The 24,314-nt window shown below is 41.0% G+C and carries 19 protein-coding genes; 4 read left to right on the forward strand and 15 right to left on the reverse strand.

Annotation, left to right across the window (positions count from 1 at the left end; all coding sequences use genetic code 11):
- The first annotated feature begins 610 nt into the window (after window positions 1-610).
- Window positions 611-4,285, forward strand: a complete 3,675-nt coding sequence (gene purL / locus B4G94_RS25970; RefSeq protein WP_286863037.1) for a phosphoribosylformylglycinamidine synthase — start codon at window positions 611-613, stop codon at window positions 4,283-4,285.
- A 45-nt stretch (window positions 4,286-4,330) separates the two neighbouring features.
- Here purL and B4G94_RS25975 read toward each other — a convergent pair whose 3' ends face one another.
- Together B4G94_RS25975 and B4G94_RS25980 are read right to left on the reverse strand one after the other, a co-directional pair.
- A complete protein-coding gene (locus B4G94_RS25975; protein WP_108633236.1) occupies window positions 4,331-4,777 on the reverse strand; it encodes a DoxX family protein in 447 nt (148 codons plus the stop codon).
- Between the two features lie 133 nt (window positions 4,778-4,910).
- A complete protein-coding gene (locus B4G94_RS25980; protein ID WP_108633235.1) occupies window positions 4,911-5,825 on the reverse strand; it encodes an AEC family transporter in 915 nt (304 codons plus the stop codon).
- 107 nt (window positions 5,826-5,932) lie between these two features.
- Between B4G94_RS25980 and B4G94_RS25985 the strand changes: the two genes are divergently transcribed.
- The gene (locus B4G94_RS25985) at window positions 5,933-6,763 is read left to right on the forward strand and encodes an AraC family transcriptional regulator (RefSeq protein ID WP_108633234.1); all 831 of its coding nucleotides are present in this window, start codon (window positions 5,933-5,935) and stop codon (window positions 6,761-6,763) included.
- A gap of 31 nt (window positions 6,764-6,794) precedes the next feature.
- Here B4G94_RS25985 and B4G94_RS25990 read toward each other — a convergent pair whose 3' ends face one another.
- The 12 genes from B4G94_RS25990 to B4G94_RS26045 form a co-directional block, all read right to left on the reverse strand.
- Complete coding sequence (locus B4G94_RS25990; protein WP_286863038.1) at window positions 6,795-9,140, reverse strand: mechanosensitive ion channel family protein; 2,346 nt, start codon at window positions 9,138-9,140, stop codon at window positions 6,795-6,797.
- Window positions 9,141-9,259: 119 nt separating this feature from the next.
- Window positions 9,260-10,663 (reverse strand): radical SAM protein, encoded by a 1,404-nt coding sequence (locus B4G94_RS25995; RefSeq protein ID WP_108633232.1) that lies wholly within the window; start codon window positions 10,661-10,663, stop codon window positions 9,260-9,262.
- A 13-nt stretch (window positions 10,664-10,676) separates the two neighbouring features.
- A complete protein-coding gene (locus B4G94_RS26000) occupies window positions 10,677-10,913 on the reverse strand; it encodes a hypothetical protein (RefSeq protein ID WP_108633231.1) in 237 nt (78 codons plus the stop codon).
- 3 nt (window positions 10,914-10,916) lie between these two features.
- Entirely contained in the window at window positions 10,917-11,678 is a 762-nt protein-coding gene (locus B4G94_RS26005) for a prolipoprotein diacylglyceryl transferase (protein ID WP_206531780.1), read from the reverse strand.
- A 105-nt stretch (window positions 11,679-11,783) separates the two neighbouring features.
- Window positions 11,784-12,944: a diaminopimelate decarboxylase gene (lysA, locus tag B4G94_RS26010; protein ID WP_108633229.1), complete on the reverse strand. Its 1,161-nt coding sequence runs from the start codon at window positions 12,942-12,944 to the stop codon at window positions 11,784-11,786.
- Window positions 12,945-12,957: 13 nt separating this feature from the next.
- Window positions 12,958-14,271 (reverse strand): aspartate kinase, encoded by a 1,314-nt coding sequence (locus B4G94_RS26015; protein WP_121123609.1) that lies wholly within the window; start codon window positions 14,269-14,271, stop codon window positions 12,958-12,960.
- Window positions 14,272-14,395: 124 nt separating this feature from the next.
- Complete coding sequence (locus B4G94_RS26020) at window positions 14,396-15,343, reverse strand: D-2-hydroxyacid dehydrogenase (RefSeq protein WP_165308106.1); 948 nt, start codon at window positions 15,341-15,343, stop codon at window positions 14,396-14,398.
- A 156-nt stretch (window positions 15,344-15,499) separates the two neighbouring features.
- Window positions 15,500-16,567: a 3-phosphoserine/phosphohydroxythreonine transaminase gene (serC, locus tag B4G94_RS26025; protein WP_108633226.1), complete on the reverse strand. Its 1,068-nt coding sequence runs from the start codon at window positions 16,565-16,567 to the stop codon at window positions 15,500-15,502.
- Between the two features lie 186 nt (window positions 16,568-16,753).
- Window positions 16,754-17,011, reverse strand: a complete 258-nt coding sequence (locus B4G94_RS26030) for a hypothetical protein (RefSeq protein ID WP_165308107.1) — start codon at window positions 17,009-17,011, stop codon at window positions 16,754-16,756.
- A gap of 55 nt (window positions 17,012-17,066) precedes the next feature.
- On the reverse strand, window positions 17,067-18,329 hold the full coding sequence (gene icd / locus B4G94_RS26035; RefSeq protein ID WP_165308109.1) for an NADP-dependent isocitrate dehydrogenase: 1,263 nt from the start codon (window positions 18,327-18,329) through the stop codon (window positions 17,067-17,069).
- A gap of 26 nt (window positions 18,330-18,355) precedes the next feature.
- Window positions 18,356-20,479: a cation:proton antiporter gene (locus tag B4G94_RS26040; RefSeq protein WP_108633223.1), complete on the reverse strand. Its 2,124-nt coding sequence runs from the start codon at window positions 20,477-20,479 to the stop codon at window positions 18,356-18,358.
- Window positions 20,480-20,591: 112 nt separating this feature from the next.
- Window positions 20,592-21,809 (reverse strand): ABC transporter permease, encoded by a 1,218-nt coding sequence (locus B4G94_RS26045; RefSeq protein ID WP_286863039.1) that lies wholly within the window; start codon window positions 21,807-21,809, stop codon window positions 20,592-20,594.
- 149 nt (window positions 21,810-21,958) lie between these two features.
- On the opposite strand from B4G94_RS26045, the gene fmt reads away from it, so the two are divergent.
- A complete protein-coding gene (gene fmt, locus B4G94_RS26050; RefSeq protein WP_286863040.1) occupies window positions 21,959-22,876 on the forward strand; it encodes a methionyl-tRNA formyltransferase in 918 nt (305 codons plus the stop codon).
- Here the strand turns inward: fmt and B4G94_RS26055 are convergent.
- Window positions 22,873-23,094, reverse strand: a complete 222-nt coding sequence (locus B4G94_RS26055) for a helix-turn-helix domain-containing protein (protein ID WP_108633220.1) — start codon at window positions 23,092-23,094, stop codon at window positions 22,873-22,875. The two genes, fmt and B4G94_RS26055, sit on opposite strands and share 4 nt — an antisense overlap.
- Before the next feature lie 388 nt (window positions 23,095-23,482).
- On the opposite strand from B4G94_RS26055, the gene B4G94_RS26060 reads away from it, so the two are divergent.
- Window positions 23,483-24,314, forward strand: an 832-nt coding sequence (locus tag B4G94_RS26060) for a sigma-70 family RNA polymerase sigma factor (RefSeq protein ID WP_286863041.1), incomplete at its 3' end; no start/stop codon positions are given.

A 24,314-nucleotide genomic window follows, 5' to 3' on the forward strand; every position in this document is an offset into this window, starting at 1 on the left:
GCTTCTACTTCCAATCCTGTATTTGTCAAGATAAGCGATAGTTCCTCCGGTGTCGAATCTATATTAACGTGTTGTTTTAACCAATTATATGAAATATTCATCTCGAATTTGATTTGATGCACAAACTTAGATAAATTTGAGTTTATATCCAACGTCAATTTACCCTTCATCAACAGTTGGTCTGAATTTAATGCAGTAGGTAGACTCCCCAAAAGACTTCATTAGGCTAGGCAGTAAGCGATTTTATCTTTTTTGAAAGTTGATACGATAGAACAAAGTTAGCTATTTGGACCTTAGATTTATACCGAAGGAAGGGATCGTATGAAGGAGTTCATAACCCCCTTCCCAAGGATAATCATATTTATTCATAGGTGATGAATGCTGCGAATGTAGGGGCTTTCCCCGAACGAAACGAATGCAATTATTAATTATAACTTTTATTTACATGAATTAACACAACTTTACACTTATTTACACAAAACAGCAATTTTGGCCTTTTCCAGTAAACGCAACCTGAGCCTATTTTTTAATGAAAATTCAAGCATTTCCATCAAAATAAATATGTAACTTTGTGCTTTAATTTGAAGAACGTTCAAAACAAACATTTATAATGATTCATTTCTTTGAGAACCCATCGAACACCGTATATGGTGTTCAAAGCGTAAACTCTTTATCACAAGAAGACATTACTAAACTTAACTGGCTATTCGGCAACGCCAAAAAACTCGACGACCAAACCCTTAACCATTACTTTGTAGGCCCCCGTGCAGCGATGGTCACTCCTTGGAGTACCAATGCCGTAGAAATCACACAGAACATGGGTATTGAAGGAATTGTTCGCATCGAAGAATTTCAACCGGTACCAGCAGATTTCAATGATTTCGATCCAATGATTTCGCAAAAGTTCAGTATGTTGACGCAAGACATGTATACAGTCAACATTAGTCCGGAAGCTATTTTGGAAATTGAATACATTGATGCCTATAACAAATCTGAAGGATTGGCACTAAATCCGGAGGAAGTAGCTTACCTCAACAACCTTGCAGCTAAACTGGGACGTCTGTTGACAGACTCTGAAGTTTTTGCTTTTTCACAAGCCAATTCCGAACACTGTAGACATAAGATCTTCAATGGGACTTTTATTATTGACGGTGAAGAGCAACCTACTTCTCTATTTAAATTAATCAAGAAAACTTCGGAAACAAATCCCAATGAGATTGTTTCTGCCTATAAAGACAATGTAGCCTTTATTAAAGGTCCACGTGTCACTCAGTTTGCGCCTAAATCGGCCGACAAACCAGACTTTTATGAGGAGAAATCCTTTGATTCGGTCTTATCGGTAAAAGCGGAAACACACAATTTTCCAACGACTGTGGAGCCGTTTTCCGGAGCTGCTACAGGTTCCGGCGGTGAAATTCGTGACCGTATGGCCGGTGGCCAAGGTGCTATTCCTTTGGCTGGTACAGCTGTCTATATGACGGCCTACTCCCGCTTATTACAAGATCGTCCTTGGGAGAAAGCTATGCAAGAACGCCAATGGCTTTACCAAACTCCCGTGGATATCCTAATCAAAGCTTCGAATGGAGCTTCCGACTTCGGTAATAAATTCGGGCAACCCCTAATTACAGGATCTGTACTTACTTTCGAACACGAAGAGGAAGGCCGCAAACTTGGCTATGATAAGGTGATCATGCAAGCTGGCGGTGTGGGATACGGAAAATTAGATCAAGCCAAAAAACATACCCCAAAGACAGGTGATAAAATCGTCATTTTAGGTGGTGAAAATTACCGCATAGGCATGGGCGGTGCTGCTGTATCCTCTGCGGATACGGGCGCTTTCGGTTCGGGCATCGAACTGAATGCGATCCAGCGCTCAAATCCGGAAATGCAAAAACGTGCGGCCAATGCCGTTAGAGGCTTGGTGGAATCAGACCATAACCCTATTGTTTCTATCCATGACCACGGCGCTGGTGGACATCTAAACTGTCTATCCGAACTGGTCGAGGAGACAGGCGGTTTAATCGACCTTGATGCGCTTCCGGTGGGTGACCCTACACTTTCAGCGAAAGAAATCATTGGTAATGAATCGCAGGAAAGAATGGGCTTGGTGATTGCTGAAGCTGACATTGCAACGCTTAAACGTGTTGCTGACCGCGAGCGTGCACCAATGTACACTGTAGGTGATGTCACTGGTGACCATCGTTTTACGTTTGCATCCAAGAGCAATGGTGCAAAGCCAATGGATTATGCTTTAGAGGATTTCTTTGGTTCATCACCAAAAACTTTTATGCGTGATAAAACCATCACCCGTAACTACGCAGATCTTAGCTATGACTCTGCCAATATCCCAAGTTATTTAAATCAGGTTTTGCAATTGGAGGCAGTGGCTTCCAAAGATTGGTTAACCAATAAAGTGGACCGTTGCGTCGGTGGCCGTGTTGCCAAACAACAATGTGCCGGCCCGTTGCAGTTGCCTTTAAATAACGTTGGTGTCATGGCTCTTGACTACAAAGGAAAAGAGGGTATCGCAACAACGATAGGACACTCCCCTGTCGCGGCATTAATTGATCCAGCAGCGGCTAGTAAAACTGCTATCGCAGAATCATTATCAAATATCGTATTTGCACCGATTATAAATGGTCTTTCAGGCATCTCATTGTCAGCCAATTGGATGTGGGCAGCAAATAACGAAGGTGAAGATGCTCGGCTTTACCAAGCCGTGAAAGCATGTTCGGATTTTGCAATCGCACTAGGAATCAATATCCCTACAGGAAAAGACTCCTTGTCGATGAAGCAAAAATATCCAAATGGTGAAAATGTAATCGCTCCCGGCACATTGATTATATCTGCGGCTGGAAATTGTACGGATATTACCAAAGTCGTAGAACCTGTCTTAAACAAAAATGCGGGCTCCATCTATTACATCAACCTATCAAAGGACAACTTCAAATTAGGCGGTTCTTCTTTCGCGCAGGTTGTCAATAAACTGGGCACGGAAGTTCCGACAATCCAAGATGCTAACTATTTCAAAACAGCATTCAATACCGTTCAGCAATTAATCAACGATAAGCAGATCGAAGCCGGTCACGATATCGGATCCGGTGGTCTGATCACGACATTGTTGGAAATGACATTTGCCGATGTTAACCTAGCTGCGAACTATGATCTTTCAGGTTTAAATGAATCCGACAGTGTAAAAGTACTGTTCAGTGAAAATATTGGACTTGTGCTACAGGCGAAGGATGATGCTGTTTTCGAGCAAGCTGTCAAAGAAGCTGGTGTAGATGCCATAAAAATTGGTCAGGCTATCGTAGGAACTACAGTGACCATCAAAAACGGAGAAGAGAACTTCAGCTTTGATGTTGCGGCAACACGTGACGTGTGGTCGACCACTTCATTCCTATTGGATTCGAGACAATCGAAAAACGGAACTGCTCAACAACGTTTCGATAATTATAAAAATCAACCGTTAACTTTTACTTTCCCAAGTCAGTTCGATGGTAAAAAACCAACGATCGACGGAAGTAAAGCACGTCCAAAAGCGGCCATTCTTCGTGAGAAAGGTTCCAATTCGGAGCGCGAGATGGCAAATGCAATGTTCTTGGCAGGCTTTGATGTAAAAGATGTGCATATGACAGACCTGATTTCAGGCCGCGAAACATTGGAGGATATTCAGTTTATCGGCGCAGTGGGTGGCTTCTCGAATTCTGACGTTTTAGGTTCGGCAAAAGGATGGGCCGGAGCATTTCTCTACAATGAGAAAGCGAAAAAGGCATTGACGGACTTCTTTGCCCGTCCAGACACCCTTTCTGTTGGTATCTGTAATGGTTGCCAGTTATTTATGGAATTGGAAATGATCAATCCGGAGCACGAGGTTCATGGTAAAATGTTGCACAACACTTCAGGAAAGCATGAGTCAAATTTCGTTTCAGTGAAAGTTCAGGAAAATAACTCCGTTATGCTTTCTACATTAGCAGGCAGTACGCTGGGAGTTTGGATTTCACATGGTGAAGGAAAATTCAATTTACCACTTGCAGAAGAACACTATAATATTGTAGCCAAATACGGTTATGAGCAATATCCACATAATCCAAATGGTTCAGACTACAATACAGCGATGATCTGTGATAAAACTGGACGTCACTTGGCAACGATGCCTCATATCGAGCGTTCGATTTTCCAATGGCATTGGGCAAACTATCCAAAAGGACGCCAAGATGAGGTTTCCCCTTGGTTAGAAGCATTTGTCAATGCACGCAATTGGATTGACAACCAAAGCAAATAACAAGCGAAAAGATAAAAGCTCCTTCATCTATGAAGGAGCTTTTTTTTAGATATCCCTTTTGTATCCAGGTTTGTTCATCATATTGTCAAGGGAGTATTTTCCAGATCCCATGACCATAAAAAAGATCAACAAAAAGAATACGACTATCGAAAGCCATAATTCGGAATTCAAATAACTAAAGCCGTTGGTGATGTTGACAAAAAAGACAGCTCCCACCAAGACAGGAAACAGCAATAAGGCCGCTAAACGGGTTTGAAAACCCAAAATAAGAAACAGGCCACCGACCAGATGCGTAAAGACCACATAATGAACAGCACCCCATATGGACAGGTGGAAACTGCTCTGTTCAATCATGTGCTCAACCACTTGCCTATCGTTTACGAAACTTATCCCCTTGGCAAAAATCATGATGCCCAGGGCAATTCTTAGGTAATCAATCCATTGTGGGTGATGGACGTTTCCCCAATGTTCAATTCTATGTATCAGGTTCATAATATACCTCCTTTTATAGATGGTTATACTGCTATAACAGCTGAAACACAAAAAAGTTGTTCCTAGTATCATTTTAATACACAAGCTATTGCGGTCGCGCGGTCTAAAGAGGATCAAAAGGTCGTGAAACAGATCAGGCTATCACAAACTGAATCACTAGATCCCATAATGCAGTTGTTATTAGTCCCGCTACAATACTAAAACCGATCACTAAGTTCACCAATTTTGTATTGAGGTGATATTGTTCGGCAATAATACCCGAAGTGACCAACGTAGGCATAGCAGCTTCGAATATGCTGATCCGTGCCACAGGACCTTTTACGCCCAACAGCAGTGCAAATGACAAGACCAACAGTGGAGCCAAAATCAATTTATAGATCATGGCTGTACTGATCTGTGCGGCTTGTTGGCGCCAGCCATCAAACTTCAATTGCAAACCGATAGAGAATAGTGCCAATGGTCCTACCGTCGCCACAAGTTTATCAAAAAAAGGTTCAGCCATACTGAAGTCAACAAATTGGGATAAGGTCAATGCGAGGAGACATCCGATCAAAGGTGGAAAAGTAATCAGCTTCTTCACCATAAATTTTGCATCAATGGATTGCCCTTCATGCAGATTTGCTTTCAGGGCATTGATAATCCCCACAGTGGACAATAAGATAAACGTTGTCTGGTCACAAATAATAGCTATCGGCAACTGCGCCTCTCCGAAATAGGCCATGATCAAGGGAAACCCAATAAAGGAAGTATTGCTGTAGCCTGCCGCCAACTCCAGACTGCTTCTGGAACGCTGTTTATAGGATTTTCGCTTACAGTACCATTCCATAAATAACCAGCTTCCAGCCCACACCAAAATTGCTGAAAAAATCGGAAACAGCATCGCTGAAGACCAGACAATCTTTGGGATATACTTGAAGGAAACCGCCGGAAGCGCAAAATAAAGTATCCAGGTATTGATTCCTTTATGTGCCTCAGCATGGATCAACTTTGCTTTCCTTAACAGCATACCAGCAGCAATACAAAACGCAATCATTATAAAATTAACCATGTTTTTCCTACAATTTAAGACAACACAAAAGTGCAATAGTAGTCCTAGGAAAAACATGTATATATACATTATTTTTATGTACATTTAGCACTATCTATCAAAAGAACATGCGAAAAAAACAATTTGAACCGTTATTGATCAGCGAATTTGTGGAAGATACCTTTCACCTCCCCATGCATGAGCAGAATTACTATGAATTAGTTTACATTCGCGCCGGAAGTGGGAAGCAGGTCATCAATAAATTTGAATTGGATTACGAACGTGGTGATATTTTTCTTGTGAGTCCCGCAGATAGGCACTACTTCAACATACAGGAAAAAACACATTTTCTGTTTATTCTTTTTACGGACAGCTATTTTCTGCAAAATCGACGTCAGCAAAAACTATATGCATGGATTATGGAGTTAATGAACGACAGAGGGCTAAGAGAAAATAAACTCGTCCTGACCGAACACCACCGTTTGATCTTTTCTCATCTTATGGAAGCAGTCAGGTTATACAGCCTCGCAGCAGTCAGCCAGACCGCACAGTGGTTATTTGATCAACTACTTGCCATCTTTGGACTTTATAAAGAAATATCCGAGATAAAACGCTTGCCGCAAACACATACACTTCAACTGGACAGCTCGATTTCAGCTTATATCCATCAGCATATTTTTACGCCTGAGTATCTTCAGATAAAAACAATAGCACAGAAATTTAATATCGCTCCGACTTATTTTGGCATCTATTTTAAGAAGAACTTTGGCAGTAGCCTAAGAGACTACATCAACATGTACCGCATCGAATTAATCGAACATAGGCTTAAATCCACTGCATACACACTAAAACAGATTGCTCAGGAATTAGGATTTGTCGATGAAAGCCATTTGTCCCATTTCTATAAGCGTACAAAGGGATACAGTCCAACAACCTATAGAAAACTCCAGACGAAATAATCCGCAACACTACAAGGGCTAACAAACTCTTTTAGTTATTTTTAGGAGATAGGATACTATAGAATTTCAATCCTTTTTCTTCAAACTGCTTGTAAAGGATAATCAGCACATCATTTTTAAAAGATGAGACATTCGCGGCGAAATTCACCCAGCAGGAAACGCTTAAATAGATCATTTCTTCGCTGATATCTTGCACACTGATGCCGCTATCCCGTTCTTTGACGAAATATGGGCTCGCCGTCATTGCATCATTAATCCATTGCTTCGCCTGATCAAGGTCTGCCTTCCGATCAATATGAAGCACAAAACTTGCTTTGCTATACTCTTGAGATAAGGTCCAGTTGACAACTCTACCCGAAAGTAAATCACCGTTGGGAATAATCACATCGGCGCCGTCTGCAGTTTTCAATACACTGGCACGGATACCGATCTCTTTGACACGCCCTTTTTTGTCGGCCAGTTCGATCTGATCCCCCACCCGAAAAGGCTTATCAAAAACAAGAATGATCCCCGACACAAAATTATTAATGATATTTTGCATTCCTAAACCGATCCCAACACTCAGTGCTCCAATGACGACGGTAAGTTTATCAAGGCTCATACCCAAAGCCGAGATAGCCATGAAAAAGCCGATCAGAATAATCGCCAAACGAAATAACGGAAAGAGCGTCATTTTCTGATTATAGGCCTGATTTAGCTGGCCATCTTCACCACCGAGCACAATGAGACTGATATTCTTTTGAAACCAATTGGCCACAAGCAACAGCAGTACCGCAACAACGAGATTGCCTAAGGTAAAGGAGATGCTGCCGATGCTACGCACCTTGCCAAAAAACGTCTCACTAAGTTCCAATAAGCGGTCAATAAACTGGAGGTTATTTGCCAGGACAATAATTGCCAACAGGACACATACAATACGAAGGATCTCTGTTATAATCGCCAAGGTGCGCTGCTCATTAAAGCGCATCCAGAATCCCGACACCAAACGGTCTTTTTTGAATTGATTGCGGACATCTGCTCTGATCATATCAGCAAAATACTGTAAGGTAAATGATTGCACCAAGCCTACGGCACATGCGATGCTGAAGCTGCGTGAATGCTCCACATGCCCAATGACATTCAATGTAATCGCCGTGATATTTAAGACAGCAAACACCACATAGATAAAATTACTGATATACCCCGGGCTCTCCGGATTCTTGATACGTCGTTTAGTATAACTTACCAATCCCAATGCGATCATATTAAAGCCGATACAGATGATACGCAAAAACAGATCATCACTTACAATCATATTGACAAAGACATCCAATAGGTAAAAGATGATCAGAATCAAGGCAATCTTACGCTGCTGTCCCGTCATTTTATGCCGCAATAGATACATGAAGATTAACATGATCACCAGCTGAGAGGCCTGTAAAATAAAGGATGGTGTAAAGAAATTGACAAAGGGCAGTAATGTCAGCAGCAAGATAATGGTTTTCCCGACAATGGCATCAATGGCAAGCTTATGTTCCGGATCATTCTGTTTCAGAATATAAGCCACCCGTACGATCCAATACGAATAGGCCAGCCCGAGCACAATCAACAAAATCCGGCTCGCCCAATCCGTACGATTGACATATTTGTCTATGGATTTATTATTACTATAATTACTGCGAATATTGTCCAAGAGTACATCTTTCGAAATACTTGTCGTATTGGCTTTCCAGATTGAGTTCTTGCCCGGAGCAACATCCGCTTTCTTAGCAGCAGCTTTTGTTTCGGGAATCAGGTCTAATCTATTGAGATGCCGCTGATCCTTGATGATAAGCTCATCAATTGTACGATTGATCGATTCGAGGGAATCCATCTTTGCAACCAGCCGAAGTTGGGCATTATTAAGATATTGATGGGCGCGCGCGTGATTGCTGGCACTAATAGCATATCGGCTGATGATACCCCGGATCTGATCTTGTGTGCTACTTAAACTGCCGGAATAATTTGCAATACTTCCTTTAATAGATCTCAGCTGCTTAATTTCTTCGGAAATTGCGTTTTTTATGGTCGCGACGGAGTCTTTCGCTGAGTTGCCACTAGTCGCCGCATACGAATTGGATCTTTCATTTAGCTGAGCCACAAATTCCGCCATTGATGCCGTGCGAATATTGGACAGGAACGTCAGATTGACTTTCCGCAGATCATTGCGCAGCGAATCATTCCCCATTCGAGTCGAATCGGCACTGAATCTTCTATTTAAACCCGTATGTGATACCGACCCGTCGGTATTGGCCGTTCCTCCTCTTCTTACCTGCACCGAATCTTGTCCGAAGGCGTAGAAATGTAATGTCAAAAAACTGATAACCGCAATGAAATGCTTAACGCTGCTCAATTTCATATTCCCAAATTGTTAATCTCTTTCAATAATAGCCATTTCGATCTTAGAAGAACTACAAAACGAGGTTTCAGAAAAAAAACCTATCCTATTATTTTCCAGCAAAAATAGTTTATCCAAGTCTAAAATCGAATAGCATCCGATAATTTAAGTTCTTCCAGCCGTTTGGCCTTATCATCACGGTAAAAGAGATTCATTGTCTCAAAGGGGATTAATTTCAGATCTTTATTGACAATATGTACGCATGATTTTTTGACCGCGCGGACATCGAAATCATAAGCATCCATAAAATTCATGATAATGATGCGGAAAAGATTATCATAATCGAGTTCAGGAGCACAGACCTCAGGCAGACAGCATAACAGCTGATTTACCTTGGGTTTTACTTTATCCACCGAAATACCCGTACTAAAAATATCCAGCAATTGCATCTGAACACCGGTATCCTGTTCATATACAATGGTATTACGGGATTGATTATTTAACAGTACGGCGGGATCAATATGTCGTGTCAGTGGAATCTTTTCCTCACCGATCTTTAGCACATAGCCCATCGCCAGCGCGTCGGGGTTACACGGAACCGGAATGATATCATGCGGATTCAACAAGGGGTACTGATCGAGGATCTCCTGCCTGACCTCAGTCAGTGTCATTTTATGCTGCGGGGCATCCTCCGCATTTCTACCGGCAATCTCCACGGGCTGAAAGGTTACCCCACGCACACAGCGCTGATTCAAAGCATAATCCAGTATTGCTCCGATCTCGTCGTCATTGGTACCCTTCTCCAGGACCACAACGAGCGTTGTGCTCAGATTTAACGCATTGAGCTTTTCAATAGCCTTTTTGCGTACATCAGTCAGATCCTTTCCCCTAAACTTCTCAAGCACTTCCGGTCGGAAAGAATCAAATTGCAGATAAATTTCAAATTCTGGCGCGTAAGTCGCAAGTTGTTCAGCAAATCCGGGATCATTTGCAATCCGGATACCATTGGTATTCAGCATCAAATGTTTTATCGGTTTTGTTTTTGCGATATCCAGTATCTTAAAAAACGCTGGATGAATAGTTGGTTCTCCCCCACTGATCTGAACGACATCCGGCTCACCTTCGTTTTCAACGATCTTGTCAAACATACGCTCGATTTCCTCCAGCGAACGATGCCGCCCATAATGAGGCGAAGACATAGCGTAGCAGGTGGGGCATGTCAGATTGCAACGGTCGGTCACTTCAACGATAGAAAGACAGCTGTGCTGTTCATGATCAACACATAAACCGCAATCGTAAGGACAGCCATAGTGGACCTCATTTTCAAATTTTAACGGTGTCTCAGATGCCTTATTATAGTTCCGGATATTTTTATAGTATTCCACATCGGTCGCGATCAACGTTTTAAAAAAACCGTGATCAGGGCAATTTTTGGTCATAAAGACCTTTTCATCTTCGATGATAATCTTTGCACCTACACGCGAAAGACAAGTCGGACACAGACTAATGGTGTAATCGTAATAGGTGTAATTTCTAACTGGCATATATCTATCGCTATTAATTTAGTGCTATTCCACAGGCAACCCCGCCAGCGATCATTGCTCCAATACCGCCCAATAATACTTTCAGCCAAGGGTTAACATTAAATGTAGATTCTTTATTATTGGATTTTATAATCGATCCGATGATGATGACCAAAAGTGCTATTCCAATAACTATAGCACCTCCAAACAGTAAAAACAAGCCCAACATAGCTGTGTTTTCCGAACCAAATGATCCTTCGAGTAAATACATAATTTAGACCCTCCTTTCTATGTGTGCATTCTTCAATAAATAAATATAATAAATTATTACAATAAGACAGGTAATCTGTATGGTACTGATCCCAAAAAGAATGATTGCCCTTGGCTTGATAAAATCCAATAAAAAACGAAAGCTAAAATAACTGAGCATAAAGAGTTGAAAGAGTAGACCATTATGGAATATAAACCTTCGCTTAAACCACTGCAATGAAACAAATAACAGCATCAGAAATGCAATTTCGTATAAGGCCACCGGATGTCTTCGATAAGCATCACCAAGGTACATCCCCAATGGGCAGTCCGTAGGCAGTCCATAAGTCTGCTCAAATACCCCCGTATAAAAACAACCTATCCTTCCGATCATAATCGCAACTATCAGGGGAAATACCATGAGATCGCCGGTGCTCTCTTTCTTACCCATGATTTTTTTTATCAGTTCCACCCCCAGCAGTCCACCCGCCAAGCCGCCTACAATGGTATTATTTAACCAGATGTAACGCATTTTGCTCACGGCATTCAACAGCTCCTCCGGACGTTCCAGCGAACCAATGATATGGGATCCGATCAAGGCGCCTAAGGCCGCCGCAATAACAATCAAAAGTGAATTGGTATGCCCTAAACTCTCCTTATCCTTCCATTTCAGAAGCTGATAATAACGCATCCCCATAAACATCCCCAATCCTTCCATAAACGGATGTAAGAGAAAGGTTTTTCCAAATAGGTCAATGGTAACCGGAAATTCAATCGCTGTAAGCATAAACAAGTATACAAAAGACATTTCAGATATCTATACATGAAAACTAGAAAGCCGGTCCACAAAATGAACCGGCTCTTTAAATCTGTTTTCGTCTAAAATCGTCTCTTACAGTTGATCGCTGTAGACAAATCTGATTTCTTCTCTCAAATTATAACGGGAAGCCATTACCTCACCATAGGCTCCTGCTGAACGGATAGCGATCAAATCCCCCCGTTTTGATACAGGCAAAGGCACTTCCTTCCCAAAGCAGTCCGAGGATTCACAAATTGGCCCGACAACATCATAGTTTAGCGCCTCCGCTCCCGTGCCTTCACTGATATTTTCCATTTTATGGTAAGCCTGGTACAAAGCCGGACGCATCAATTCAGTCATTCCCGCGTCCAATACCAAAAAGTTTTTCTTGACGCCATTCTTGACATATAATACACGGCTCACTAAGCTTCCACACTGAGCAACCAAGGCTCTACCTAGCTCAAAATGAACTTCCTGATGGGGTTTGCGTTCCAAGAAACGGTCAAAAATATCGAAATAGGCTTCAAAATCCGGAATCGGATTGCCATCCGGATCTTTATAGTCTATCCCAAGCCCCCCACCAACGTTCAACACACGGATCTTTGTCCCGCGTTCCTCAAACCAGTTCTTCCACTCGTTGACCTTTACACACAAACTTTTGAATACCGTCATATCGGTAATCTGAGAGCCCACGTGAAAGTGTAATCCCACCAACTCTATAAAATCACATTTCTTAAGGACAGCAGCGCATTTCTCTAAATCCGCATTTGGAATACCAAATTTGTTCTCGTCGAGTCCTGTTGTTATATAATGATGGGTATGCGCATCAACATTGGGATTTATTCGCAAAGCAACATTGGCTTTTACACCTTGTTTTGAAGCCAGTTCGTTGATAACTTCAAGCTCCTGAATAGACTCCACATTGAATGCAAAGATATTCTGCTGTAGTGCATAATTGATCTCTTTATCCGATTTTCCAACGCCGGCAAAAGTAATATTCTGGGGCGCGAAGCCACATTCAATAGCCTTTTTCACTTCGTTTCCGCTCACACAGTCCGCACCGAAACCGATCTGTTGCATAGCTTTTAATAACACATCGTTAAAATTGGCTTTCAATGCGTAATGAACATGGAATCCCCTTTTTTGGGAAGCAGTATAAGCCGCTTCCAAGGTTTTGTTCAACACGGCCAAGTCGTAGTAATAAAACGGCGTTTCTTTCTCTGCAAATTTTGCCGCAATAGCTGTATTTATCATAAAACCTACTTTCTTAAAATAAACGATTATGCAATGAACGTAAAGCCTCAGTTTTATGATCCGAATTCAATAAAATGGATACATTAAAGTCCGAACCACCGTATGAAATCATACGAACCGGAAGATGTTTTACAGCATCAAGTACGCGAGCGGCATAACCATGGCTATTCAGACCGAAATCACCGACCACACAGACAATCGTCTGATCACCGTCTACGGTAACAGAACCAAAGTCTTCCACTTCTTTAATAATATCGGCTAAATTTGTCGTATCATCTATGGTCAATGAAACCGCTACTTCTGAAGTAGTAATCATATCGATAGGTGTTTTATAGCGTTCGAAAATTTCGAAAACGCGACGCAAGAAACCGTAAGCAAGTAACATTCTTGAGGAATGAATATGAATGGCGGTGATACCGTCTTTTGCAGCGATTGCCCTGATACAACCTTTTTGTGCACCATCTTTGCTAATTAACGTTCCTTTGGCGTTCGGTTCCATCGTATTTAACAGACGAACCGGCACATTGTATTTTTGTGCAGGAAATACCGATTGTGGATGCAATATTTTTGCCCCAAAATACGCCAATTCGGCAGCCTCGTCAAAGCTAAGATGCGCAATTGGCGTGGTCCCTTTTACGACACGCGGATCATTGTTGTGCATACCGTCAATGTCTGTCCAGATCTGAACTTCATCGGCACGGATAGCTGCTCCGATCAATGAAGCTGTATAATCCGATCCACCGCGGCGCAAGTTATCAATTTCACCAAATGAATTTCTACAGATGAATCCCTGTGTGATAAACAAAGTATTCTCCGGGTGCTGAGCCAAAATTGTGCTCAATTTTTCACCGATATATTCCACCATAGGCTCATTGTCCTCATCGATTTTCATAAAATCCAATGCTGGTAACAAGACGGATGAGATACCGATTTCATTGAGGTAAAAATGCCATAATGCGGTAGACATCAATTCCCCTTGTGCCAAAATAATTTTTTCTTCAATTGGCGTAAACAGCTCATTTGCCAAGCTGGAAATTAGGTTAAAATGATAGTCAATGAGCTCCTTGCCATTTTTATAGCCAGCTTCAGTATTAAAAAGTTCCTTAATAAGGTCTTCGTACTTATCCTTGTGCTTCTTGATCAAATCCTTAGCCTCGTCCTTCTTACCTACTGTGTAAGCCTGACCAATTTCCACTAAAGCATTTGTCGTTCCAGCTACCGCGGACAACACAACGATCTGACGTTCCGAAGGGTTTACAATATCCAACAACCCTTTGATACGTACTGCACTTCCTACTGAAGTACCACCAAATTTTAAAACTTTCATACTAAAGTTACAATTATTAAATTTCTGTGCGCCAATATAGGCAATTCATGAATTTATATTAAAAAAAATGCGGCACAAAATCATGAAAGTTTTGTGCCGCATATATTTATTCTATGCGGAAGAATTACTTCTTCAAGTTTTCGATCAGTAGACCGGCCAATTCTTCGCCGATCCTTTCTTGTGCTTCATTTGTCGCTGCGCCAATATGTGGTGTCAACGAAATCTTTGGATGCTTTAAAATTTCCTCACGCGGTGTAGGTTCGTTGTCGAACACATCTAAACCCGCAAATGCAACTTTGCCAGCATCCAATGCCTTCACCAACTCCAGCTCATCAATAACACCACCTCTGGAAGCATTCACCAAGCCAACACCATCTTTCAATAATGGGAATTCCGCAGCACCGATCGCTGGTTTATCCAAAAACGGTACATGCAAGGAGATAAAGTCAGAAACTTTCAACAAGTCGGTCATTTCCACCTGTTTGATCGGAACCTCAACCTGAATACCCCCTGAAAGCTCAATGGTAAGTCCTTTCGGGCCTTCAAACAGATCTGTATAGACGACATCCATTCCCAAACCAATGGCGATCTTAGCGACCTCACGACCGATACGGCCAAAACCTACGATACCGATTGTTTTTCCGCGAAGTTCAGTTCCAGCACCGTACGCCTTTTTCAAAGCACCGAATTTGGTATTTCCTTCAACAGGCATTTTCCTGTTGGAGTCATATAAAAACCGTACACCATTCAATAGGTGTGCAAAAACCAATTCGGCAACGGATAAAGACGATGCAGCCGGTGTATTCACAACAGCGATGCCTTTTGAACGTGCATATTCCACGTCAATATTATCCATTCCCACACCACCACGACCAATTACTTTCAGATTAGGACAGCCGTCGATCAGCTCTTGGCGTACCTTAGTTGCACTACGTACAGTAATAGCATCATAAGCAAGCAACTTTTCCGCTAACTCTTCCTGAGGTATATGGTTTGTATCTACAGTATGACCGGCATCTTCCAACATTTTCTTTCCTAGCGGATCGATACCGTCATTTGCTAATATTTTCATCCTTATAATTATTTATGTGGGCAGATTTTCATTGTATCAATGACTCTGTTAAACCCTGTTTGCTTTTTATGAGATGAGGCAAACAAACCTTTTGCAGATCAATGATGATCTCCGTGAAGCCGGTTTATTTCATCAGCATACTTTTAATCAATTTTATTATTTGTGCGTATCTTCAAATTCTTTCATCGCATCGATTAACGCATTCACGCTGCTCAATGGTAATGCATTGTAGATTGAAGCTCTAAATCCACCTACCGAGCGGTGACCTTTAATACCAATCAGATTACGCTCTTTCGCCAAAGCCAAGAATTCCGCTTCCAGTTCAGGCGTATCCATGACGAAAGTCACATTCATGCGTGAACGATCTTCAACAGCTGCAGTTCCTTTAAATAAAGGATTACGGTCGATTTCATCATACAGTGCACGTGCTTTAATGATATTCTCCTGCTCCAAAACAGCAACACCACCTTTTGCTTTTAACCAGCGTAAATTCAACATCGAAACAAAGATCGAATAAACCGGAGGCGTATTATACATGGAACCGCCATCGATATGCAATTTATAATCTAACATCGAAGGCAGTACACGTCCTGATTTACCCAAAATATCATCCTTCACAATAACCAAAGTCACACCGGCAGGGCCCATATTTTTTTGTGCTCCAGCATAGATCAAATCGTAATCTGCGACATTGATCTCACGGGAAAAAATATCTGAAGACATATCCACAACTACCGGCAATTCCGTAGCTGGTTTTTCAAACACCTCGGTACCATAAATTGTATTATTTGCGGTATAGTGAAAATAAGCAGCATCCGAAGGGATAGAATATCCTTTAGGAATATAAGAATAGTTCTTATCTATTGAGGAGGCTACAACATCTACTGTCCCGAATTTCTTCGCTTCTTTTAAGGCCTTTGTCGCCCATACACCTGTATCTAAATAAGCAGCTTTACCGCCTTCAGGTAAAAGGTTTAGGGGTGCCATCGCAAATTGCAGACTTGCTCCACCTTGCAAGAAAAGAATCGAATATCCTTGTGGTACGGCTAATAATTCGCGTACTAACTGAGTCGCCTCATCTATCACTGCTTCAAACTCTTTGGAACGGTGAGAGATCTCTAAAATTGATAAACCTGTGTTGTTAAAATCAATTACAGCTTCTGAGGCTTGTTGAAATACTTCCTTTGGCAGAATACATGGACCTGCTCCAAAATTATGTTTCATTGATGTTATAGTTTGTTTGATTGCCCTTTCTGAACCCTAGTAAAGCAATCTGTTGTTTAAAAACCAAAGGTAAAATAAAATTATATATTTTTCAACTATTCTGTTTTTTTATTGATAATTTACAAAATTATGATTCATTTCAATAAAAATATCACACAACAAGATGCCGATTGATTATTAAAATAATCAAAGAAGAAGCACCTTCCAGGCCATATCTAATTGATTATCTTGCAAATACTCTTTCGCTTTAAGCTGAAGATGGACATTGCGTGAGGATTGATCACCGATGAAGGCATTTAATAATTCATAAATTTCAGGCAGGGATGTAATTTCATCTACTTCTTGTGGTGTAGGCAAACGGTCTATCTGAGCCAGTTTAGTTTTATCTTCCAAACTAAATACGGTGGATTCTTTTACAAAAGGGGGAAGTTGATCATAGTGCATAAAAAAGCAGAAATTTTAATCAAATTTCTGCTTAATATCTTAAAAAAGAAAATTCTTATAATTTTTCAATGATCCGATCTGCGAACTCACTGGTTTTCACCAATGTTGCATCATCCATTAAATTGTAAAAATCCACGGTCACCGTTTTTGCAATAATGGTTTCCCCGAGTGCCTTTACGATAGCTGCCGAAGCCTCTGTCCAGCCTAAATATTCCAGCATCATCACTCCACTGAGAATAACAGATGACGGATTCATGGTATTTGTATTTGCAAATCGCGGCGCTGTACCATGCGTAGCTTCAAAAACGGCATGCCCCGTCTTAAAGTTTATGTTCGCTCCCGGCGCGATACCTATCCCACCGACCATGGCTGCAAGGGCATCAGAGATATAGTCCCCATTTAAATTTAAGGTTGCCACCACCGAAAAGTCACGCGGGTTAAGCAGGATCTGCTGCAGAAAATTATCCGCAATAATATCCTTAACCAAAATTTTACCGGCAGCAAGCGCATCTTTTTGTTCCTGATTGGCAACGGTCTCACCTTTCTCAGCCTTGGTTCGCTCCCATTGTCCCCAGGTATAGGTTTTATCCGCAAATTCCGTTTCAGCGACCTCGAAGCCCCAGATTTTGAAGGCTCCTTCGGTATATTTCATGATATTACCCTTGTGGACGATGGTCACCGAAGGTAATCCATATTGAATGGCATGTTCGATCGCTGCACGAACCAGACGTTTGGAACCTTCTTCAGAAACCAGTTTGACCCCAACCCCTGTCGTACTCGAAAAGTTATAATCAATATCAAGTTCGTCATGAAGGAAATCCTGCAATTTATTGGATTCAGCACTGCCAGCCTGAAACTCGATACCGGCATAGATATCTTCGGTATTTTCGCGGAAGATAACCATATTCACATATTCAGGATGTTTGACTGGAGACGGTACCCCCTCAAACCATTTTGTCGGCCGCTGACAGACATACAGATCCAGGTCTTTGCGCAAGGCAACATTCAATGAGCGGATACCACCGCCTACAGGAGTAGTCAATGGCCCTTTTATGCCCACCAGATATTCGCGTAGTACAGCTAAAGTTTCCTTTGGCAACCACTCACCGGTTTCATGAAAAGCTTTTTCTCCCGCCAAAACTTCTTTCCAGCTGATTTTCCGCCGTCCATCATATGCCTTCTCTACAGCCCGATCAAAAACACGCACTGCGGCATGCCATAGGTCAGGACCTATGCCATCACCGATGATAAAAGGAATCGTTGGAAAATCTGGAACCTGTAATGTTCCTTCGTTGGACATTGTAATTTTATTTGACATAAATCTGCGTTTTTAGCGGATAGCAACTATCCTTTATTAAACATATTTCCAATCTCTTTACTAATCTTCCGGAATATCGGTGCAGCCTCAACATCCTCGTATTCGTCGATATGCGCATTCTCTATTCTACTAGGAAACACCAAAACAAGGTTTTCGTTTGCGTAGATACGATCTAATTTTTTTGCAACACCATCCAGCGAATCCCGATAGGATACTTCCCCATTCCGTGCAGAAACAAAGATAAACATGGACTCTTCTTCTTTAAACGCTTTTAGTCCCTGTAAATTATCCCAATCATCGTAATGCCTGAACGTCACGGGAACAGAGTTTTTGATTTCGGCGAGATGCCCTTTGATCGCCGAAGCAGACCGTGTATCAACGACAAAAGAAATGGGAACAGAGAGCTCCTGAGCAAGCTTGATAACCTTTTCCAACCAGTATTCAAAACCAAACTCGGCCTCACACATCGGCGGAGCAAACACAACAATGGATTTATTGGAAATAAAAGGCTTTTTAAAATGACAGAGCATTACATTGGCCGACGTTCTGTTGAGAATACTTTCTGTTTTTTCGCCGACAAATTTATCCATAAAATTGGCTGCGCTTGGCCAGCCCAGCACAATACAATTGGCCGACACCTCCTTTGCTGACCGGGCCACACCGCTGGCAATATTTAAATCTATCGTTGCACTGATATTGACATTTGTCTCCGAACCCGAAGCATAACGTACCATATTGTCCAAATTCTTACGCGCGCGGGCCATATTCAGTTGTGCCTGCTCATTATCCTTTACTACAGATACAATACTCACTGGATAGGTACACTTTTTACTCTTAATGTAGGTTGAAAAATCAAGGATCGGCTCCATATTATCCATATTAGCAATAGAGATCAAGATGTTTTCATCTTTTTCTTTTACCACATCTGTATGCTCCTCATCCTGTTCGCCATCCATAACCACCTTTTTAGAAGCATTTCCCGTGACGATGGTCGCAACTATACAGGTTACCAAAATGAGCAAAATTGTTCCGTTCAGCACATTTTCATCTATAATTCCGTTTTTGTGACCGACCATAATAACAGCCAATGTAGCTGCAGCATGCGCACTGCTCAGACCGAAAATCAGGTTGCGCTGCCCACGGCTATACTTGAATATTTTCTGTGTCAGCCAAGCCGCCGCATATTTTCCCACAATAGCCACAATCGTGAGCGTACCGGCTATAATTAATGCCTGTGGTCCTTTCAAAATAACACTTACATCCACAATCATACCGACAGATATCAGAAAAAAAGGGATGAAAATGGCATTACCAATGAATTCAATTCGATTCATCAGTGCTGAAGAATGTGGTATCAATTTATTCAAAGCCAAACCCGCCACAAAAGCTCCGATAATAGGTTCCAAACCCGCTATTTCTGCCAGAAAGGCCGCAAAAAATACAACGGAAAGTACAAAAATATAGTTTGCTGTTTTTTCACTGCCCAGCCGCTCAAAAAACCATTTCGCAATCCTCGGAATAATACCAAACATAATAAAGAGGAAAATCGCAAAGGAAATACCGAGTGTAACCCAAAATTCATTTCCTATATTCCCTTGTGAGACACCTGTAATGACAGCCAAGATGATGAGCACCGCCGTATCAGTCAGAATCGTTCCACCAATTGTAATCGCCACCGCTTCCATCTTAGAGATCCCATAACTATTCACGATGGGATAAGACACCAAAGTATGGGTCGCAAACATACTCGATATCAACAAACTCGCCAGGACATCATATCCCAATAGTAAATGACAAACGGGATAACCGATGCTTATGGGAACAATAAATGTAAAAAAACCAAACAGTAAGCTTTTATTTTTAGTCTTTTTGAATTCATTCATATCCAGTTCCAGCCCGGCAATAAACATGATATATAAAAGCCCTATGGTTGAAAACAGGTTAATAGCTGAATTTTTCTCCAGCCAATTTAATCCGTGGGGGCCAATAATGACACCGGAGATAATCAGTCCTATAATACCCGGTACTTTAATTGGCCGAAGGATGATGGGGGAAAGAAGGATAATAAAGAGTACCAGTGAAAAAATAAGTACGGGATTTTGTAAAGGCGCTTCAAAAGCTTGGGAAATATGCTCGAAAGTTTTATTCATATGTGCTCGTATGCTATCGGTAAAATGTATCTAGCTATTTCCTTACTAGCCGAAAATAGCTAACAGCCCTAAAAATACGATTTTTCCAGCAAAACGAGTCCTAAAAAAAGGCTTACTTAAAAGAAATTGCTTTTATCGGACTAATCTTGGTAATTAACATCGAAGGAATAAACAGGGAAACCATACCAATAAAGACTACAGCAAGATTGACCAATACAACATCTGACCAATAAAGCTCTACGGCCACATAAGAAATATAGTAGGTTTGCTCATCCAACTTAAAAAAATGGGTATAATCCTGTAGAAAATAAAAGCCTAAACCGATGAGGTTACCGATCAGCAGGCCAAGACCGATCAGGTATAATGCGCTATACATAAACACCCGTCGAATACCTGCATTATGGTAGCCCAGCGCCTTTAAAATACCGATCATGGAGGTACGCTCAAGAATGGTAATCAATAAGGCCGAGATCATATTGATAATAGCCACCACAGTCATGAGTATAAAGATAATTTTGGTATTCATATCCAGTAGATCCAACCACTGAAAAATATCCGGCACCTGATCTTTAATATTGATTGCCTGCATATCAATCGGCAACATATCCTCTATCTTAGCTGTTGTCTGTCCCAGCTGACTGAAATCTTTAATCCGAATTTCATACCCTCCTACCTCATTGTCATCAAGATTGCTCAGTTTTCTAATGAGGTTAAGCGATCCGATCACGTACACCTTGTCCAGTTCTTCTGAGCCCGTATTAAATATTCCTTTAATGACAAACTTTCTTTTACGGATAGGCTCCTGAACAAAATACATAATAAAATCATCACCTACTTTTAAGAGAAGCCGGTCGGCCAGATATTTAGAGATTAAAATCTGATTATCGACAGTCTCGGACTTAAAATCTATGGTATTCCCTTCGAGCAGCATATTTTTTATCGGCTGCTGATCATATAGTGAATCAATTCCTTTTAAAACAACACCTTCCACTTCATCATTCACATTGATGATGCCAGCCTTCGTCGCAAATGCATTGATGGAATACACTTGCGGATTCGCCAATATGGCTTTATGAAGTTTGGGCGTAAGTGAAATAGGTGAATTTTCGTAGGATTTATTTAGATCATAACGCAAAACCAGTACATCTGCAAAAAAGCCGCGTTGCTTGCTAATAATTTCCCCTTTAAATCCCCGCAAAACAGCAATAGAGATAATAATGGCAGCAATGGCTAGCGCAATTGCACCAATTGTAACCCGAACAATCAATTTAGAGAAAGTCCGTTTACCGGAAAATGCTATTCGATTTGCTAAAAAATAAGGAAAATTCAAGCTTTCAATATATTTATGTAACTTCGCAAAGTTATAAAAATTTGTTATTTACAAAACTGTAATAACAAATAATTAGCGCTTTCGCGGCGGATTGATCATCTGCCAAGTTATTGATTGATTTTAAGAATTTTATAAAAAACACCTCTACTATGCGTATCATTTTCATGGGGACTCCTGACTTTGCTGTTGCTTCACTTGAAGCACTCATTCAATCTGGCGAACAAGTCGTTGCTGTCGTTACAGTACCGGACAAGCCTGCCGGCCGGGGACAGAAAATACAGGAATCAGCCGTTAAAATATACGCCACACAACATCACATTCCGGTTCTTCAACCGGTCAAACTCCGGGACGAAGGCTTTCTTACTGAATTAAAGAGCTATCAGGCCGACCTTCAGGTCGTAGTCGCATTCCGCATGTTGCCCGAAATGGTCTGGAACATGCCGAAATACGGTACGATTAACGTCCACGCTTCTTTACTTCCGCAGTACAGGGGTGCTGCACCAATCAATCATGCCATTATGAACGGTGAAAAAGAATCTGGGGTGACCACATTCCTATTGCAGCATGAAATTGACACAGGAAATATATTGTTGGCCGAAAAAGTTGCTATCCGTGAAACGGATACTGCCGGAGATCTTCACGACAAGCTAATGCATGCAGGAGCCAGAACATTGCTCCAAACAATCCAGGCGTTAAAAGCAGGAACTCTGCAACCTAAAAGCCAAGACAACATTGTCCCAACAACCGCATTGAAACATGCACCAAAAATCTTCAAAGACGATTGTAAAATCAACTGGAATCAATCTACCGACGCTGTTTACAACTTTATACGCGGACTTAGTCCCTACCCTACAGCATTCACGATCCTGAAAGACAAAGTCTTAAAAATATATCAAACGGAAAAAGAGCAAACAGCTACCGCTGTCGCTCCGGGAACAATAGAGACAGACCAAAAAAGCTATTTGAAGTTTGCAACGCAAGATGGCTATATCAGCGTATCAGAACTGCAGCTGGAAGGCAAAAAGAAAATGAATGTCGTAGACTTTTTAAAAGGCTACAGATTCTAGATTTTCTCATCACCACCATCATAATATTGCAACAAATCACCGGGCTGGCAGTCTAGTGCTTTACATATTGCTTCAAGTGTATCTAACCGCAGGGCCTTGGCCTTTTGGTTTTTTATGATTGAAAGATTAGAAAGCGTAATCCCTACACTATCACTCAATTGGTTAAGTGACATTTTTTTCTCTTTCATTATTTTATCCAAATGAATTAAGATTGGCATATTATAATTTTTATTCCTTTAAATTTATTTAATGTCTCTAGTAAAACAAAACATATATCTTTTTGTTTTATCATAAAATTATCATTTTAAAATAAATTGAAAGAATGGAGCACACGTAACATATCTGATATCATTAGATAAATTACTTGAGAATAGAAAAAAAATAAAAATTGTTAGGGCTTTAAATATCAATCAGTTGAATATTAAAGCTACAATTGAGAAAGAAAAACAATATTAAATGGAATAGTTTTTGATAGTGTAAAATGAAGGTCTACCAAATCATAACTCATTATAGATGAGCGGATAGATAATCCATTTTCCATTAATAATTCAAAAATTTTTCGTATTTTCGCAAACATTTCTTAGAGAGGAGAATTAATAAAAATTAATGAGACAGCTCAAAATTACACAATCTATCACCAATCGTGAGTCCCAGTCTTTGGACAAATACTTACATGAAATTGGTAAAGTAGACTTAATTACAGCAGAAGAAGAAGTAGAATTAGCACAGCGTATCCGCGAGGGCGATCAAGTTGCCTTGGAAAAATTGACTAAAACCAACCTTCGTTTCGTAGTATCAGTAGCAAAACAATATCAAAATCAAGGATTGACCTTAGGTGATTTAATCAATGAAGGCAACCTGGGCTTAATTAAAGCAGCTAAACGTTTTGACGAAACAAAGGGTTTTAAATTTATTTCTTATGCCGTTTGGTGGATTCGCCAATCTATTCTTCAAGCAATTGCTGAACAATCACGTATCGTACGTCTGCCATTGAACCAAGTCGGTTCTCTAAGCAAAATCAGTAAGGCTTTCTCAAAACTAGAACAGGAATACGAGCGGGAGCCATCTCCGGAAGAACTGGCAGATATCCTTGAAACCACCGTTGATAAGGTTTCGGACACCTTAAGTAATTCTGGCCGTCACGTATCCATGGATGCACCCTTTGTTCAAGGTGAAGAAAACACACTCTTGGATGTATTGGAAAACCATGACCCAGACACAGATAGCTCTTTAATTGATGAATCTCTTTCAGAAGAAATCAAGCGATCATTGGCAACTTTAACAGAAAGAGAACGTGAAATCATCGTTCTATTCTTTGGATTAGGTTCCAACCACCAACTGTCGCTTGAAGAAATCGGCGAGAAATTCAATTTGACACGCGAACGCGTACGTCAAATTAAAGACAAGGCTCTTCAACGTTTGAGACACACTTCAAGAA

It is taken from the genome of Sphingobacterium sp. UBA7625, assembly GCF_002484085.1.
Classification (GTDB): Bacteria; Bacteroidota; Bacteroidia; order Sphingobacteriales; family Sphingobacteriaceae; genus Sphingobacterium; species Sphingobacterium athyrii.